12 protein-coding genes and 1 pseudogene are annotated in these 15,518 nt (G+C 67.7%); 5 read left to right on the plus strand and 8 right to left on the minus strand.

From position 1 onward, the window contains the following. Nucleotides 1-84: 84 nt before the first annotated feature. Nucleotides 85-255, minus strand: a complete 171-nt coding sequence (locus ACZI8W_RS12630) for a hypothetical protein (protein WP_463368826.1) — start codon at nt 253-255, stop codon at nt 85-87. 109 nt (nt 256-364) lie between these two features. Here ACZI8W_RS12630 and ACZI8W_RS12635 point away from each other — a divergent pair, with 109 nt between their 5' ends. Both ACZI8W_RS12635 and ACZI8W_RS12640 read left to right on the plus strand, forming a co-directional pair. Beyond that, the gene (locus ACZI8W_RS12635; protein WP_463368827.1) at nt 365-724 is read left to right on the plus strand and encodes a VOC family protein; all 360 of its coding nucleotides are present in this window, start codon (nt 365-367) and stop codon (nt 722-724) included. A 164-nt stretch (nt 725-888) separates the two neighbouring features. After that, on the plus strand, nt 889-1,884 hold the full coding sequence (locus ACZI8W_RS12640; RefSeq protein ID WP_463368828.1) for an alpha/beta hydrolase: 996 nt from the start codon (nt 889-891) through the stop codon (nt 1,882-1,884). Between the two features lie 3 nt (nt 1,885-1,887). On the opposite strand, the gene ACZI8W_RS12645 is transcribed toward ACZI8W_RS12640, so the two are convergent. After that, complete coding sequence (locus ACZI8W_RS12645; RefSeq protein ID WP_463368829.1) at nt 1,888-4,023, minus strand: ATP-dependent DNA helicase UvrD2; 2,136 nt, start codon at nt 4,021-4,023, stop codon at nt 1,888-1,890. Nucleotides 4,024-4,153: 130 nt separating this feature from the next. Here ACZI8W_RS12645 and ACZI8W_RS12650 point away from each other — a divergent pair, with 130 nt between their 5' ends. Beyond that, the gene (locus ACZI8W_RS12650; RefSeq protein ID WP_463368830.1) at nt 4,154-4,423 is read left to right on the plus strand and encodes a mycoredoxin; all 270 of its coding nucleotides are present in this window, start codon (nt 4,154-4,156) and stop codon (nt 4,421-4,423) included. On the opposite strand, the gene ACZI8W_RS12655 is transcribed toward ACZI8W_RS12650, so the two are convergent. Continuing rightward, complete coding sequence (locus tag ACZI8W_RS12655) at nt 4,401-5,303, minus strand: SDR family NAD(P)-dependent oxidoreductase (protein WP_463368831.1); 903 nt, start codon at nt 5,301-5,303, stop codon at nt 4,401-4,403. The genes ACZI8W_RS12650 and ACZI8W_RS12655 overlap by 23 nt on opposite strands. A 117-nt stretch (nt 5,304-5,420) precedes the next feature. Here ACZI8W_RS12655 and ACZI8W_RS12660 point away from each other — a divergent pair, with 117 nt between their 5' ends. Then, nucleotides 5,421-6,044 (plus strand): TetR/AcrR family transcriptional regulator, encoded by a 624-nt coding sequence (locus ACZI8W_RS12660; RefSeq protein WP_463368832.1) that lies wholly within the window; start codon nt 5,421-5,423, stop codon nt 6,042-6,044. Here ACZI8W_RS12660 and nudC read toward each other — a convergent pair. Next, on the minus strand, nt 6,034-6,933 hold the full coding sequence (gene nudC, locus ACZI8W_RS12665; protein ID WP_463368833.1) for an NAD(+) diphosphatase: 900 nt from the start codon (nt 6,931-6,933) through the stop codon (nt 6,034-6,036). The two genes, ACZI8W_RS12660 and nudC, sit on opposite strands and share 11 nt — an antisense overlap. A gap of 10 nt (nt 6,934-6,943) precedes the next feature. After that, a pseudogene (locus ACZI8W_RS12670) lies at nt 6,944-7,648 on the minus strand (potassium channel family protein); the annotation flags it as partial. A 66-nt stretch (nt 7,649-7,714) separates the two neighbouring features. Between ACZI8W_RS12670 and ACZI8W_RS12675 the strand changes: the two are divergent. Beyond that, nucleotides 7,715-8,101, plus strand: coding sequence for a DoxX family protein (locus ACZI8W_RS12675; RefSeq protein ID WP_463368834.1), 387 nt, complete (start codon nt 7,715-7,717; stop codon nt 8,099-8,101). A 10-nt stretch (nt 8,102-8,111) separates the two neighbouring features. Here ACZI8W_RS12675 and ACZI8W_RS12680 read toward each other — a convergent pair whose 3' ends face one another. The 3 genes from ACZI8W_RS12680 to ACZI8W_RS12690 are packed head-to-tail and all read right to left on the minus strand — an operon-like array spanning nt 8,112 to nt 15,471. Further along, nucleotides 8,112-8,798 carry an alpha/beta fold hydrolase gene (locus ACZI8W_RS12680; protein ID WP_463368835.1) on the minus strand — a complete coding sequence of 229 codons (687 nt, stop codon included), beginning with the start codon at nt 8,796-8,798 and terminating at the stop codon, nt 8,112-8,114. After that, a complete protein-coding gene (locus tag ACZI8W_RS12685) occupies nt 8,795-12,148 on the minus strand; it encodes an ATP-dependent helicase (protein ID WP_463368836.1) in 3,354 nt (1,117 codons plus the stop codon). The genes ACZI8W_RS12680 and ACZI8W_RS12685 overlap by 4 nt, the downstream gene beginning before the upstream one ends. Beyond that, nucleotides 12,145-15,471, minus strand: coding sequence for an ATP-dependent helicase (locus tag ACZI8W_RS12690; RefSeq protein WP_463368880.1), 3,327 nt, complete (start codon nt 15,469-15,471; stop codon nt 12,145-12,147). The genes ACZI8W_RS12685 and ACZI8W_RS12690 overlap by 4 nt, the downstream gene beginning before the upstream one ends. Nucleotides 15,472-15,518: the final 47 nt, after the last annotated feature.

Here is a 15,518-nt window from a genome sequence, read left to right on the forward strand (position 1 = left end):
ATGAATTGCGGTGCGAACCGGGCCGAAAAGCAAGAAGGCCACGGTCCGCTGGGCGGTGTCCGTGGCCTGGAATTCGAGAATCGTCTACCGGAGGCAAACCTCGGACAGACTCCTGGCCACGGACGAGACGGCTGCTGCACGCACACGACGGGCGCGCGGAGCAGCCACGTCGGCTGCCCCGGCGGCGGGGGCAGCGATGAGCGCGAGCGCTGTGAAGCCGAGCATCGGTGCTACCTCCTGCCATGTTTCGTGCACGGGCTCTCCCGTGACATCGTCATCCAGAGTAGTGATGCCCCCACGAATGACACAAGTTATTTTCTACCTGCAGGTTTGTTCGTCTCCGACGCCGGTTACCCGTGGATACATGGCACTCGCAACGACGAGATTCATTCCAGTACTCGATTGCCCCGACCCACGAGCACTCGCCGTCTTCTATCGCGACCTGCTCGGGTGGCAGATCGAGACGGACCGAGACGAGTGGGTCGAACTCGCCCGGGACAACAGCACCGCGATCGCGTTCCAGCTCGCACCCGACTTCGTACCGCAGCGATGGCCGGACGAAGGCGTCATCGCCCACCTCGACGTCACCGTCCCGAATCTCGACGACGCCGAGCGGGTCGCACTCGACCTCGGCGCCACCCGCATCCACGGTCCGTCGACAGCGACGACGTTCCGGGTGTTCCGCGACCCGGCGGGCCACCACTTCTGCCTCTGTTCGTGCTGACCGCGACAGAAGCGACAAGTCGGTCGTTCCGGCCACGGGATCAGTGATCAACGGCCGGACGAGACCGGATTGCAACCGACCCCACACCGCCACGCAACCCCGGGCGTCGTGTCGAATGCGACCATCGAGTGATGCGGAAGTTGTATATGAGGTCAATGTTGCGTGTGTTGTCTGTATCGTCGGCTGCAGCGTTAGCGCTCGCCATCAGCGCGGACAGCCTCGCCGCGGCGCAGCCCCCCGCGGAACCACAGCCGTCCGAGAGTACCGCTGCATCGGACAGCGCTCCGCATGTGGTGGGGACACGGCAACTCTCCCCCACTCACACCGTCGTCGACGTCTACTCCCCGGCAATGGATCGGGTGATCTCCAACGACGTTCTCCGGCCCGCACACGGCGGCTCGCTCCCCACGCTGTATCTCCTCAACGGTGCACTCGGCGGCGAGGACGGTGTCGGCTGGATGAACAATTCGCAGGCTCCCGCATTCTTCGCCGACAAGGACGTCACCGTCGTACTACCCATCGGCGGGCGGTTCAGCTTCTACACCGACTGGGGTGCCCCCGATCCGATCCTGGGCATCAACATGTGGGAGACCTATCTGACTCGGGAATTACCGGGTGTGATCGACCGCGAGTTCGGCGGAACCGGACTCAATGCCGTCGCGGGGTTGTCGATGAGCGGTGGGCCCGCGCTGGATCTCGCGATCCAAGCACCCGAGGTGTACCAGGCCGCCGCATCGTTCAGCGGGTGCCCTGCCCCGAGCAATCTCCTTGCCAGCGTGGGCATCTCGACCATGATCGCCAGCGGGCTGAACAACCCGTTCAATATGTGGGGCCCGCCCGGCAGCCGTGCCTGGAAAGCACACGATCCCGCCGCCAACGCCGCGAAACTGGCGGGTACCGCCGTGTACGTCAGCGCATCCCGCGGGGCCGTGGGTGCGGTGGACCAGATCCCCGAAGGCGCGATCCCACCGGTCGGCGGGATGGTCGTCGAAGCACTCGTCCACCAATGCACCGCAATGTTCGTCGATTCACTCGAAGCAGCGGGTGTCCCGGCGACGGTGTCGATGCGCGACACCGGTGCCCACACCTGGGCACTGTTCGAAGATCAACTGCGCGAAGCATGGAGCACCACGATCGCCCCGGCATTGCAGACGCGCTGAGCCCTATAGGTCGAGGGAGTCGGCAGTCCGCTCACCACGCACGAGCGCGAGGACCTCGGCCCCGAACTGTTCGAGTTTCCTCGCCCCGATGCCTGGGATCGAGACGAGCGCCCGATCGTCGGCAGGTTGCTGTTCGGCGATCGCCACCAGGGTGTTGTCGGTGAACACCACATACGCGGGAACTTTGAGTTCCTTGGATCGGTCGCGTCGCCAGTCCTTCAACGCCATCAGCAGGTCCTCGTCGAGATCCGACGGACATCCTTCGCACCGGCCGAGTTTCGTGGACGTCGAACTCATCAGCGGCTTGCCGCACACCCGGCATTGCGGGCGTTTCTTCTTCGACGGCACCGGTTCGATGATCTTCGACGCCGGTGAACTGTCGGGGATCAGCCCAAGGAGAAATCGTGACCGGCGGCGGGTCTTCCGCCCGCCCTCGGTGCGTGACAACGCCCACGACAACTGCAGATGCACACGCGCGCGTGTCACCCCTACATAGAGCAGTCGACGTTCCTCCTCGATACCGGCTTCGTCGGGTGCGGTGTCCTTGTCGCCGGTGACGTGTGTGATCGGCAGCATGCCGTCGGTGAGCCCCACGAGGAACACCGCATCCCACTCGAGCCCCTTTGCCGCATGCAGCGACGCGAGGGTCACGCCCTGCACGGTCGGCGGCTGCCTGGCCTCGGCGCGCGCCGCAAGATCGCGCAGCAGGCTCGCGAGTGTGAGGTCCGGTTCGTGTTCGAGGAGCTCGACCGTGAGTTGCACGAGGGCGGTGAGCGACGCCCACCTCTCGCGTGCCTGGGCGCCTGCGGGTTCGGCATCGGTCAGGCCGAGCGGAACGAGAGTGGCCCGGACCAAGTTGACCAGGTTGGTTCCGCGGTCGGCGTCGTCGGGCAGATCGTCGCGAGAGCCGGTCTGACGCAGGGCGTTCACCGCCTGACGCACCTCGGCGCGCTGGAAGAACCCTTCGCCCCCGCGAACCTGATACGGAATGCCGGTTTCGGTGAAGGCCTGCTCGTAGGCCTCGGACTGCGCGTTGATCCGGTACAGCACGGCGATCTCGGACGCCGCCACGCCGTCGCGCAGCAGCGTGGCGATGGCCTTCGCGACGGCGTTTGCTTCGGCCGGTTCGTCGTCGTATTCGGCGAAGACCGGTTCGGGCCCGGGCGGGCGCTGACCGATCAGCTGGAGTCTGGTGCCGGCGATCCGGCCCCGCGCGTGACCGATCACCCGGTTCGCGAGGTCGACGACCTGCGGAGTGGACCGGTAGTCGCGTTCGAGCCGGACCATGGTGGCCTCGGGGAACCGGCGGGAGAAGTCGAGCAGATACTTCGGCGAGGCTCCCGTGAACGAATAGATCGTCTGGTTTGCGTCGCCGACCACCGTCAGGTCGTCCCGGTCGCCGAGCCACGCATCGAGCACTCGCTGCTGCAACGGGGTGACGTCCTGGTATTCGTCGACGACGAAACAGCGATACCGGTCGCGGAACTCCTCCGCCACCGTCGGATTGTCTTCGAGTGCGCCCGCCGTCTGCAGTAGCAGATCGTCGAAGTCGAGGTAGATACCGTCTTCGCCCCGGTTCTTGAGGGATTCGTATGCTGCGTAGACCTTCGCGACCCGCTCGGCGTCGGCGGGCGGTTCGCGCCGTGCCCGGGCGGCGGCCGCTGGGTAGTTCTCCGGTGCGTGGAGCGACCCTTTCGCCCATTCGATCTCGGACAGAAGATCACGGACCGTGTCGGTGTCGGTGGGGAAACCGGCGCGATGCGCCGCCTGCGACACGACCGCGAACTTGCGATCGAGCAGATGCCACGGAATGTCGCCCACGACCTGCGGCCAGAAATAGCGCAGCTGCCGCAGAGCGGCGGCGTGGAAGGTGCGGGCCTGCACCTGCGGGCCCGATCCGCCGACTCCGAGCTCCCGGAGACGCGAACGCATCTCCCCCGCAGCGCGCGCCGTGAAGGTCACAGCGAGGACCTGCCCGGCCGAGACGTGTCCATCGGACACGAGGTGAGCGATCCGGCGGGTGATGGTGCGAGTCTTGCCGGTACCGGCGCCGGCGAGCACGCACACTGGGCCCCGCGGTGCGAGGACTGCTGCTGCCTGTTCCGGATCGAGACCATCGACCGCCGCTTCCACACGCATGGCCCCCATCATGGCAGTGCGAACCGACAGCGCGATCGACCGGCGTCGCCACCGCGCGCGTCGACTGTGTCGGAGAACACAGTTCGGGGAAAACGGAACAGATCGGTGCCCATGGGACGTTGTCGCCGTCATGACGACCTCCGAACTGACGACCGCCGACACACCCGCGCTCACCATCTACTCGACCACGTGGTGCGGGTACTGCAAGCGCCTCAAGAAGCAGCTCGACGAGAACGACATCGGCTATGCCGAGATCGACATCGAGGTCGATCCCGCAGCCGCAGAGTTCGTCGGTAGTGTCAACGACGGCAACCATGTAGTCCCGACGGTGAAGTACGCGGACGGAAGCACTGCGACCAATCCGCCGCTGTCCGCCGTCAAGCGGGCGCTGGGTCTGTAGATCGGCCGGTCGACGGCGGAGGTTTTCGTGACGCCTGCGGCGTCGGCCCCGGCACAGCCGACTCCGCGGCCCGGCTCACCTCCTGCCACGCCAACCAGGTGTCGACGCGCTGTTTCGCTGCGTCGACGGCCGCGTCGAGTACCGCACTGCCGAGAATGAGACGCACTGGTGGCTCATCACTATCCACGAGTGCACTGATCGCCGTGGCCGCGAGTGCCGGTTCGCTGTCGATACCGGCGTCCGCGAACTGTTCGGCGATACGGGCGCGGAGCTGCGCGTAGTCGTCGGACGGTTCGGTGAATCCCATCCCGGCGTAGAGGTCGGTCCAGTATCCGCCGGGTTCGACGATGGTGACGGCGACGCCGAACTCCGCGAGCTCCGCGGCAAGTGCCTCACTCGCGCCTTCGAGAGCGAACTTGCTGGCGCTGTAGATTCCGGAGGTCGGCCCAGTGACGACACCGCCGATGCTCGAGATCTGCACGAGGTGGCCGCCGCGCTGGCGACGCATCGCGCCGGCGACCGCCTGGCTCACCCACAGCGCCCCGAAGAAGTTCGTCTCCATCTGAGCGCGCACCTGCGCTTCGTCGAACTCCTCCACGAACCCCGACCACATGGTTCCGGCGTTGTTGATCGCGATGTCGATGCGACCGAAACGTTCGACGGCGGTATCGACCGCTCCGAAAACTGCGGCGCGGTCGGTAACGTCGATGGGGAGTCTGAGCACTCTGTCGTCGTCGAGATCGGTGACGGTGTCGATCGTGCGAGAGACCGCAACCACGCGATCGCCCGCGGCGAGTGCTTCATCGACGAACGCCCTACCCAGTCCGCGGCTCGCTCCGGTGACGAACCACACGCGCCGTCGTGCATCCGATCGAGCCATCTGCGCCTCCTCGAAATAAGACGAGACGATCCGTCTCGCTATAGACGAAACAGTAGTTACATCCCTCGCGCGAGTCAAGACGGTCCGTCTCGTCTTGACCAGACGTATGATCAGGCCATGCCCTCCATCGAACCGAACCGGTCACGACGCAGCGTCGCCTCGCACACCGCGATCCTCGATGCGGCAATCGAACTCGTGGCTGAAGTCGGCTACGCGCGCCTGTCGATCGAAGCAATCGCCACGCGCGCCGGCGTCGGGAAACAGACGATCTACCGCTGGTGGGCGTCCAAAGGATCGGTGCTCCTCGACGCCTTCCTGCGCAAGAACGCCGGTGAGGAGACCTCCGAGAGTCCGCCCGGTCTTCCCGATACCGGAAATCTCGACGCGGACCTGAAAACAGTGATGCGCGCGACGATCGAGGAACTACACGACCCCGCCTTCGAGAAACCTCTCCGCGCGCTGACCGTCGCGGTCCTCACCGACGACACACTCGCCGAGGAGTATCTGCAGCGGTTCGAGGCGCCGACGCGACAGCTGAAGAAGCAGCGACTCCGGTCGGCGCAGGAATCCGGCCAGCTACCGGACGACCTCGACCTCGACGCAGCTCTCGACGCGATCTTCTCGCCGTTGAGCCAGCGATGGTTGTTCCGGACCGGGCCTCTGACGGCCTACTACGCCGACCACATCGTCGACGTCGCATTGGACGGGCTACGCCGGGCAGGGCAGGCGATCAACCGTTGACCCACCCGGAGATCAACCCGCGGGCTATCGAAATCGCACCGGGCAGCAACAACGGTACTGCTGCCGACGACGCCCAGTCGCCCACCTCGAGGGCAGTGCGCACCTCCTCGCGCGTGAACCACCGCGCCTCCGCGATCTCACCGTCCAGGAACTCGACGTTCTGCTCCGGGTCCGCCACCGCCGAGAATCCGAGCATCAACGAGCGGGGAAACGGCCACGGCTGACTTCCGAGGTACTGCACGTCGTGGACGTCGAGGCCGACTTCTTCACGGATCTCCCGCACGACGCAGGCTTCGAGCGACTCCCCTGCCTCGACGAATCCCGCCAGCACGGAGAAACGACGCTCGGGCCAGGACGGCTGGCGGGCCAGCAGGACACGGCCGCCGCCGTCGTGCACGAGGCAGATGATGGCCGGATCGGTTCGCGGAAATTCCTCGTGGCCGGTCGCGGTACTGATGCGCGACCAGCCCGCGACGGTGGGCTCGCTGGGAGAACCGTCGACAGCGCTGAACCCGGCCTGATCGTGCCAGTTGAGCAGCGCCACGGCACTGACCAACAGATCGGCGTCGGCATCACCGAGATCCTCGCCCACCCGGCGGAGGTCTCCGACCGGTCCGGTCTGCGCAAGCACACGGACCGCCCACACGTGCAGACCGTCGCGAATCCCGAGGAACACCGCGCCGGATACCGGTTCGGACCCCAGTTCGGTGGCGTCGGCGAACACGAGCACCGATCCGTCGACGGGCGCCTGGCCGCGGCGATCGATCCGCAGGAGCTTCGCTGTTGCCCATCCGGCGCGCAACGCGTCGACGTCGGAGCGCAGTTCCTCGGCACGCTCGACGACCGTGCGCGACAACAGCGGTGTCTCACCCAATGCGAATGCCGTCACACCGTGCACACTAACCGCGCATCGCCCCGGAAGCCGAACCGGACACCAGCCGGATGTACAGGAGCTTGTCGCCGGGCTCGATCGCATCGACTTGCGGCGAACCGATCCGCCACATGCGGCCGTCGCGCACCACCGCGAGAACGATGTCCTTGAAATGGCGGGGGGACCCACCTACCTCGCTCTCGTCCACATCGCGCTCGGCAATCGCGAAACCCGCCTCGGGCGTCAGCAGATCTTTGATCACATCGACGACATTCGGGGTCGTCGTGGCAATACCGAGGAGCCGGCCCGCGGTCTCGGACGAAATCACCACCGAATCGGCTCCCGACTGCCTCATCAGATGGGTGTTCTCCGATTCACGAATCGCCGCAACGATCTTCGCCTTCGGCGCGATCTCGCGTGCGCTGAGAGTCACCAGGACGGCGGTGTCGTCCCGGTTCGCCGCGACGATCACAGCGGCGGCGTGCTGAACACCCGCGAGTCGCAGCACATCGGACTTCGTGGCCGAACCCTGCACCGTGACGAGTCCCTGCCGCTCCGCAGCTTCGAGGACATGGGGGTCGGTGTCCACCACCACGATCTCGGACGGGGGAACCCCGTCGCCGAGCATCGCATCGACGGCGGTCTGCCCCTTGGTGCCGTAACCGATGACGACGGTGTGATTACGCACGCGGCGCCTCCATCACTGAATCTCGAATGCCTGTCGCGGAGTCTCGGCCGGTCCCGAGCGTGTCGCACCGGTCAGACGGCAGCCTACGCGCAGAGCGCTACTGTGGCGTGCATGTCTACGCAACGTTCCCGTGGCCCGGCGCTGCGCCTGGCCGTTCTGCTCGCCGGCGCCGGCGTCATGCACTTCGTCCGACCCTCACCATTCGACAGCATCGTGCCGAAACAGTTGCCGGGCAATGCACGTCACTACACCTATGCATCGGGTGTCGCCGAGCTGGCCGTCGCGACGACGCTGGCGGTTCCCCGCACGCGCAGGCTCGGCGGCACCCTGGCCGCGGCGTTGTTCGTCGCCGTGTTTCCCGCGAACGTACAGATGGCGGTGAGCTGGCTTCGCAGCAACCGTGTCTCCCCCGCGGCGAAGGCTCTGGCCGTGGCGCGCCTTCCCCTGCAGATCCCACTGATCACAGAAGCGGTGAAGGTCCGGCGCGCCGCCAGTTAGCGGCGTCCTCCTACCGGCGTGCCAGCAGGAGTTCGGTGAGCTCCGACGGGCATACAAGCGCAGGCAGATGACCGCTCTCGACCGTCTCCGGCTCGACACCGAGCCTGTCGTTCGCCAACCGCGTGAGGAACGGGAGCGGGAACAGCCGGTCGTTGCGGCCGGCGATGACCCGCACCGGCACGTCGGGCCACTTCACCGCAGCCCACTGCGGTTCGAAGGCCGTATCCGACAACCGACTCTCATCACGCGCGAATGCCTCGTCGCGCAACTCCGCGGGCACATCGTGGAAGAACAACTCCAGAGGGTCGGGTGCCGCATCGGGATCGCGTCCGTCGAGAAGGTCCCCGGTGCGCTTGGCGTCCTCATGCCCGACATTGCCCCACCACAGCCCGGGTGATTCGCCTGGTGCGGGGATCATCGGCGCTACCAGGATCAGTTCGTCGACGGGAACACGCTCGGCGACGAGGACCGCGGTGAACGCCGACATCGACTGCCCCACGACGATCAGCGGTCGCTCGGCGCCTCGGACCGCGGCGACCACGATGTCGGCGTAGACGCGCTGGTCCGCCTGATCGTCGCCGTACGGAAGGTCGACCGGCAGCGCCGTGTGTCCGCGCTGCTCGAGCAACGGCACCACTCGGTGCCAATACCACGAATCGGATCCCGCGCCCGGCAACAATACGAATGTCGACATCATCGCCTCCCGTTCTCGGCGCCCGCCGACTGCACGAGCCGTTCGAGGAAATCGGCGCCCGGTAGGTCGTCGGGCGCCACGGTTCTGCCCGTCCTCACATAGTGGAATGCCGCACGGACCTTGTCGAGCGGAAGATCGGCGGGTCGCCCGGTGATCCGCGCCGTACGGGTCGCCATCAACCTCGCCCACGCCAACCTGTACGCAGCGAGTTGCATCCCCACCGACGCGAGCTTGTCGGCGTCGGGTTCGGCGCCGGTCTTCCAGTCGATCACTGTCCAACCGCCGTCCGGATCCTCGAAGACAGCGTCGATCCGGCCACGGATCACGGTACCGGCCAAGAAGGTTTCGAATGGCACCTCGACCTCGATCGGGTTGCGTGTAGCCCACGACGACCGCAGGAAAGATTCCTGCAACCTGTCGAAGTCGGATTCGTCACCGTCTTCGTCGTCGGCGCCGGGCAGTTCGTCGAGATCGAGCAACCGCGTCGCACCGAAACGGCGTTCGAGCCACGCGTGGAACGCCGTACCGCGTCGCGCGAGCGGGTTGGGCCGGAACGGCAGGGGGCGGCGCAGACGTGATGCGAGGGCGTCGGGATCCGCGGCGAGGTCCACGAGCTGGCTGACCGACAGCTGCGCGGGCAGCACCACTTCGGCCCCGAGTTCAGCGCGTTGTTCTCGCTCCGCGAGGAGGGCATCGACGTCTGCCGCCCACTCATCGGGGTCGTCGGGACCGTCGAGCTGCTCGGGTTCACCGGCCGCCACCGCGTCGAGGACCAGCGCTGCACCGCGTTCGACCTCGCCACGGCGCGACCCGAGGGGGTCTCGCGGCCACACGGCGCTGCGCGGTGTCTCGGTCATCGGATTGGCGGTATCCGGCTCGGGTGCGGGGTCCCACCGCTCGATCGCACCGAGTTCCGGGTGTGCGGTCAGCACCGCATGCAATTCCGTGAGGAACTCCGACGGCCCCTTGGGCTCCGACCCGGTATCGGCCCAGTGGTGTCCCGACACGTACAGCGCCCGCTCGGTTCTGGTCAACGCAACGTAGAACAGTCTCCGGTCCTCGTCGTGCTTACGCCGTTTGAGGGCGTCTTTGTGGGCATTGATCGCGTTCTCGAGCATCTTGCGATCGGACAGGTCGGCGAGATCGAGCACGGGCACACCGTCGGTGCTCCCGCCCGGTTCGTCTCCCGGCTGTGCACGATCGCCGCGGAGCCCCGGCGGGAGTTCGGCGAGCGCGCCGAGCCACGTCGATATTCCGGTGGTTGACGGGAAGATTCCGGCACTCAGGTGCGGGACGGCCACAACCTGCCATTCGAGGCCCTTCGCCGAGTGCACCGTCAGGATCTGCACTCGTTCCGGGTCCACCTCGACCTCCCCCGGTGTGAGCCCCTGTTCGATCTCCTCGGCTGCCGACAGGTAGGCGAGCAGGCCGGGTAATGTCGCGTGGCCGCGACCGGCAAAGGACGCAACGACATCGGCGAACGCATCGAGGTGCTGGCGGCCGGCCACCCCGCTGCGGCTGCCGACCCTGGCCTGCGCCTCGATACCGATGCCGAGGACACGTTCGACTTCGGCCACGAGTTCGGTCAGTGGCTGCCCCAGCCGTTCGCGCAACGACGCGAGTTCGCGGGCAAGGGCCGTGATCCGTGCGAATCCGAACTTCGAATACTGCTCCGGCCGGCCGGGATCGGAGATCGCATCGGCAAGCCCGGCTTGATCCGCGTACTCACCGGGCAAGGCCGAATCGAGGGCGTCGTCGAGCGCATCGGGATCCGTGACTGCGCCGGTGACGCCGTGCCGGGCGGTGATCGCCAGTTCTTGCGCTCTCCGCCACAGAGCACGCAGGTCGGCGGCGCCGAGCTGCCACCTGGCGCCGGTCAGGACCCGCACGGCGGCACTCCCGGCCATCGGGTCGGCGGCGAGACGCAGCATCGCGAGAACGTCGGCGACCTCGGGCGTGTGCAGAAGGCCACCGAGGCCGACCACCTCGACCGGCAGCCCGCGGGCACGGAGCGCCTCGGCGATCGGTGCAGCGTCGGCGTTGCGGCGCACCAGAACCGCCGCGGTGGGCGGCGGTGCGCCCTCGGCGCGCGCGGCCGCGTACTCAGCGGCGATCAGCTCGGCCACCCACCTGCGCTCGGCGTCGACATCGGTGTGCAGCGCGATCCGTACGTCGCCGGGGGCCGCATCGGGGCGTGGCCTCAGCCTGCTCACGGAGACACCGCGTTCGCGCAGCGGTTCGGACGACACATTGGCGAGCTCGAGTGCCTCCGGTGGATTACGCCAGCTGGTCAGGAGTTCGAGTTTCGGCGCGGGTGCGCTGTCGGGAAGCCTGAAGTCGGTCGCGAAACGCGGAAGATTCGCTGCCGAGGCGCCACGCCAGCCGTAGATCGACTGCATGGGATCACCCACGGCGGTGACGGCGAGACCACCGTCCTGGCCGGCACCGAACAATGCAGACAGCAGAACCCGCTGAGCATGCCCGGTGTCCTGGTACTCATCGAGCAGGACCACCCTGAACCGCGCACGTTCGCCTTCCCCGACCTCCGGATGATCTCGGGCAACACGTGCCGCGAGGGACATCTGACTACCGAAGTCGAGTGCGCCTTCACGGCGCAGAGTTTCGGCGAGTCGCTGCACCAAAGGGAGCAGTTGCACACGAGCATCCTGGGTCTCGAGGTAACCGAGGAGTGTCTTCGACGGCCCACCGCGTTGCCCCGGCCCACCCGGCAACGTGTGGATCAGCTTGTCGAGCTCGGTATGTGCTTCGGTCAGCTGCTCTGGATCGACGAGATGCTCGGCGAGCTGACCGGACAGCGCGAGGACGGACTCGGTGACCGACGCGGGATTCCGATCGGTGTCGAGATCGCCGTCCCACGCGCTGACCACGCGGTACGCGATCTGCCACAGCTCGGTTTCGGACAGCAACGCCGCGGACGGTTCGATCGGCAGCAGCAGCCCGTGCTCGCCCAGGAGTCGTCCCGCGTACGCGTGGTACGTTCCCACCTCGGGTTCGCTGCCCAGGATACGGCTGCGCAGGCCGCCGGTGGGGTCGAGATCGCGGATCAGCGGCGACCCGGCGAGCTTCGCGAGCCGCCGACGGATCCTGGTGGTCAACTGCTGCGCGGCCTTGCGGGTGAAGGTCAGGCCGAGCACCTGTTCCGGCTCCACGAAGCCGTTCGCGACGAGCCACACCACCCGGGCGGCCATGGTTTCGGTCTTGCCGGCCCCGGCCCCGGCCACGACGAGGAGCGGCCCCATCGATGCCTCGATGACGGCGGCCTGTTCTGTGGTCGGGGACGGTTGGCCGAGTGCCTCGGCGAGGTGCTCCGCGCTCACCCTGGCCCGGTTCATCCGGTCACCTGCCTGCCTTCATCGTGCGCGGGGCAACTCGAGTGGACCGGGCAGTGCCGGCATCCATCGTTGACCTGAGCGAGGAAGTGCGGTCCGCGAGTTGCGGCTGCCGCCTCGTGGACAACCTCACGCCAGTGCTCGAGCCCGGCCTCGTCGAGCGGTGGCTGCACCCGTTGGGTTGCCCCTTCCTTGTTGTGCGGCTTGGCGACGAACACCAACCGCGCACCGCCGGGCGCCGCGGCGGGTTCCCCTTCAACGGCACCTTCGGCGACGGCCACCTGATAGGTCGCCAACTGTGCGTGATCGCGCGCGGCGTCCTTCGACACGGGATTCTTCGCGGTCTTGACGTCGACCACCACGGGGCGCCCGTCGGGGTCGCGCTCGAGCCGGTCGATGCGGCCGCGCAACCGTATTCGGGGTGCACCGGCCTCACGGGGTTCGATCATTCCGTCGACGGTGACCTCGACGCCCACTTCTTGGAGTTCGCTGCGAGTGCCCTGAAGCCACGTCGAGAAGGTGTCGAGCATTCTGCGCGTACGTTCGAGTTCGCGTCGCGCGTACCAGTCGGAACCGAGCTCAACCGAACTCCAGGCATTCTCGAGCGCCTGGTCGATCCGGTCCGGGGGAATGCGCCCCGCGAGCGCCTGGACGAGGGTGTGTACGAGCGTGCCTGTCACTGCGTGCGAGTTCTCGCCATCGGATCCGCCGTGTCGCTCGAACATCCAGCGCAGCGGGCAGGTGACGAGTTGGTCGACGGTGGACGGGGACAGGCGTACTACGTCGTCGTCCGGTTCCCACAGCGGCAGCGCTGTGCTCGGATCCGCTGTGCCGTACCACTTGTCGGGGTGAGCACCCTGCACTCCTGCGCGGGCGAGCCGCGCGAGTTGTACGGCGGCACGATGCACCCGGTCGGGTTCGTGCTCGGCGAGCACCTGGTCGCAGACGACGGAACGTAGCTCCGCGACGAGTGCGGGCAGGGCCAGTACACGCGTGCGCACCTCGTCGGGCACGACCGGCTCCTCGGAACCGTTCTCGTCGTCGGATCCGAGGAGTTCGTCGACGAACCGTGATCGCACGAGTTCGGTGTCGCCGCCGACCGAGTCGACTGCGGTGACGAGCAGGTGCATTCGGGCGCGGCTACAGGCGACGAGGAACAGCCGCCGCTCGTCGGCAAGCAACGGCGCTGTACGCGAAAGGCGGGTGGTGCTGCTGTCGCCTCCGTCGGCCCCGGACACCGCGTCGATGAGTGCTTCGATGCCGAGCAAGGTGCCCCGCGCGCGCAGGCTCGGCCACAGCCCTTCCTGCACGCCGGCAACCACGACGACATCCCATTCCCGGCCCGCCGCAGAGTGCGCGCTCAGGATGGTGACGGCCTCGGATTCGGCCGCGGCGCGGCTGCGCACCGTGCCCGGGATCTCCTGTTCGGTGAGATAATCGACGAATCCGGAGACCTGGGCGCGTGGAAGCCGATCGACGTAATCGGCGGCCGCGTCGAACAACGCCACGACCGCGTCGAGGTCGCGGTCGGCTTGCGCACCGACCGGACCGCCACGCGCGGAAGCCGCCACCCAGCGTCGTTCCAGGCCGGTCGCCTGCCATGCAGCCCACAACACGTCCTCGAGACCACCGCCCCGCAGCAACGCCGATCGAGCCTTGGCCACCACCGACCGCACCCGTTTCAGTGGCGCTGCCTCCACGTCGGTCAGGCCTCGCGTCATCCGGTCGGATTCAGCGGAGTCTTCGACGAGCAACGCCCTGAGGAGTTCGGCCGAGTCGCGGTCGCCGTCGGAGGCGAGTTCGATCCGGCGCAGTCCGCGCCGTAGTCGACGCAGCGCGACCGGTTCGGCGCCCCCGACCGGACCCGACAACAACGCGAGCGCTTCCTCGGGACCGAACCGGCGTTCGGACACCGCCCGCAGCACCAGGAGCATCCCGGCGACGCTGTGCTGCCGGGCCAGAGGTAATTCGGACGCGGCCGTGGTCATCGGCACACCGGCTGCGAGAAGTGCCCGGCGAAGTGGCGCGAGCACCCGCGGAACCGATCGGACGATCACGGCCATCTTCGACCACGGCACCTCGTCGACAAGACGGGCGCGGCGCAAGGTATCGGCGACGACGGCGGCTTCTTTCGCCTGCGACGACATCACCGCCACGCGTACCTGCCCGGTGTCATCGGCGCCGGGCGGCTCGGGCACCGAGGCGCCGCGGTGCGGCGGAAGACCGGGGAGACGGCCGGCGATGGCATCTGTGACGGACGCGATCTCCGCTGCTGCGCGGAAAGCGGTGCCCAGAATGATGCGACGCTGCGGATCGTGCTCGGCGAGCCCGGTGAGGAATTCCGGGTCGGCTCCTCGGAAGGTGAACACGCTCTGGTCGGGGTCGCCCACGACCGTGCTCGTCCGTGTACCCGTTCCGATGACCCGCACGAGGTGCGCGGCCTGCGGATCGAGATGCTGAGCGTCGTCGACGAGAAGATGCCGGATGCGAGTGCGCTCCCCCGCCAACAGCGCGGGGTCGGTCGCGAACGCCGCGAGTGCTGCACCGACCAGTTCTGCAGCGTCGAGCGCCGGAGCGGTGGCTTCGGGGGCTTCGAGCCCCACCGCGCCCCGCAGGAGCATCACCTGCTCGTACCGCTGCGCGAACACCCCCGCGGCGACCCATTCGGGGCGCTCACGGCGCTCACCGAGCTCGATGAGGTCTTCGGGACCCAGACCGCGCTCGTTGGCCCGCAACATCAGATCGCGCAGTTCCACAGCGAAACCGGTCATGCCGAGTGCGGGACGGAGACGCTCCGGCCACATCGTCGCGCCGTCGTCGACGTCGCCGCGCAACAGCTCACGCAGAACCGCATCCTGCTCGGCACCCGTGATCAACCGCGGCGGAGGATTCCCGTGCGCGGACGCCTGCAGACGCAGCACGGCGAACGCGTAGGAGTGCACCGTGCGGACGAGTGGCTCGCGGGTGGCGCGAGAGGCGGTCGCCGCACCTGCCCTCAGGAGACCCGCGGTGATCGCCTCGCGCACCGCGGTGGCCGCACGCCTGGAGTGGGTGAGTACGAGCACCGAGTCGGGTTGAGCCCCGGAGGCGATGCGATGCACTGCGAGGTCCACCAGCAGGGAGGTTTTCCCGGTGCCTGGACCGCCGAGGACCTGCCACGGACGCCACTGTGGCGCGGGCGGAGCGTCGGCGAAGACCTGCTGGACGTCCTGTGTCCACTCGCGGGTCGGGGACGTGTCTTCCGGCCGCCGGACGAGCCGCGCGGCGGGGCGGCGCGGCCGCTCGGAAGCGCCCCGCGGCCCCGTGCGGAGTTCGGCGTCGGTCATACCGATATCCCACCAGAAGGGTCCGACAGGCACGCGCACCACCTCTG

It is taken from the genome of Rhodococcus ruitaii (assembly GCF_055230935.1).

Excerpts from the sequence above, each read along its gene's own strand:
- ACZI8W_RS12645 (WP_463368829.1), bottom strand. The coding sequence starts at position 4,023 with ATGCGTGTGGAAGCGGCGGTCGATGGTCTCGATCCGGAACAGGCAGCA.
- ACZI8W_RS12690 (WP_463368880.1), bottom strand. The coding sequence starts at position 15,471 with ATGACCGACGCCGAACTCCGCACGGGGCCGCGGGGCGCTTCCGAGCGG.
- ACZI8W_RS12660 (WP_463368832.1), top strand. The coding sequence starts at position 5,421 with ATGCCCTCCATCGAACCGAACCGGTCACGACGCAGCGTCGCCTCGCAC.
- ACZI8W_RS12650 (WP_463368830.1), top strand. The coding sequence starts at position 4,154 with ATGACGACCTCCGAACTGACGACCGCCGACACACCCGCGCTCACCATC.
- ACZI8W_RS12685 (WP_463368836.1), bottom strand. The coding sequence starts at position 12,148 with ATGAACCGGGCCAGGGTGAGCGCGGAGCACCTCGCCGAGGCACTCGGC.
- ACZI8W_RS12655 (WP_463368831.1), bottom strand. The coding sequence starts at position 5,303 with ATGGCTCGATCGGATGCACGACGGCGCGTGTGGTTCGTCACCGGAGCG.
- ACZI8W_RS12635 (WP_463368827.1), top strand. The coding sequence starts at position 365 with ATGGCACTCGCAACGACGAGATTCATTCCAGTACTCGATTGCCCCGAC.
- ACZI8W_RS12675 (WP_463368834.1), top strand. The coding sequence starts at position 7,715 with ATGTCTACGCAACGTTCCCGTGGCCCGGCGCTGCGCCTGGCCGTTCTG.
- ACZI8W_RS12680 (WP_463368835.1), bottom strand. The coding sequence starts at position 8,798 with ATGATGTCGACATTCGTATTGTTGCCGGGCGCGGGATCCGATTCGTGG.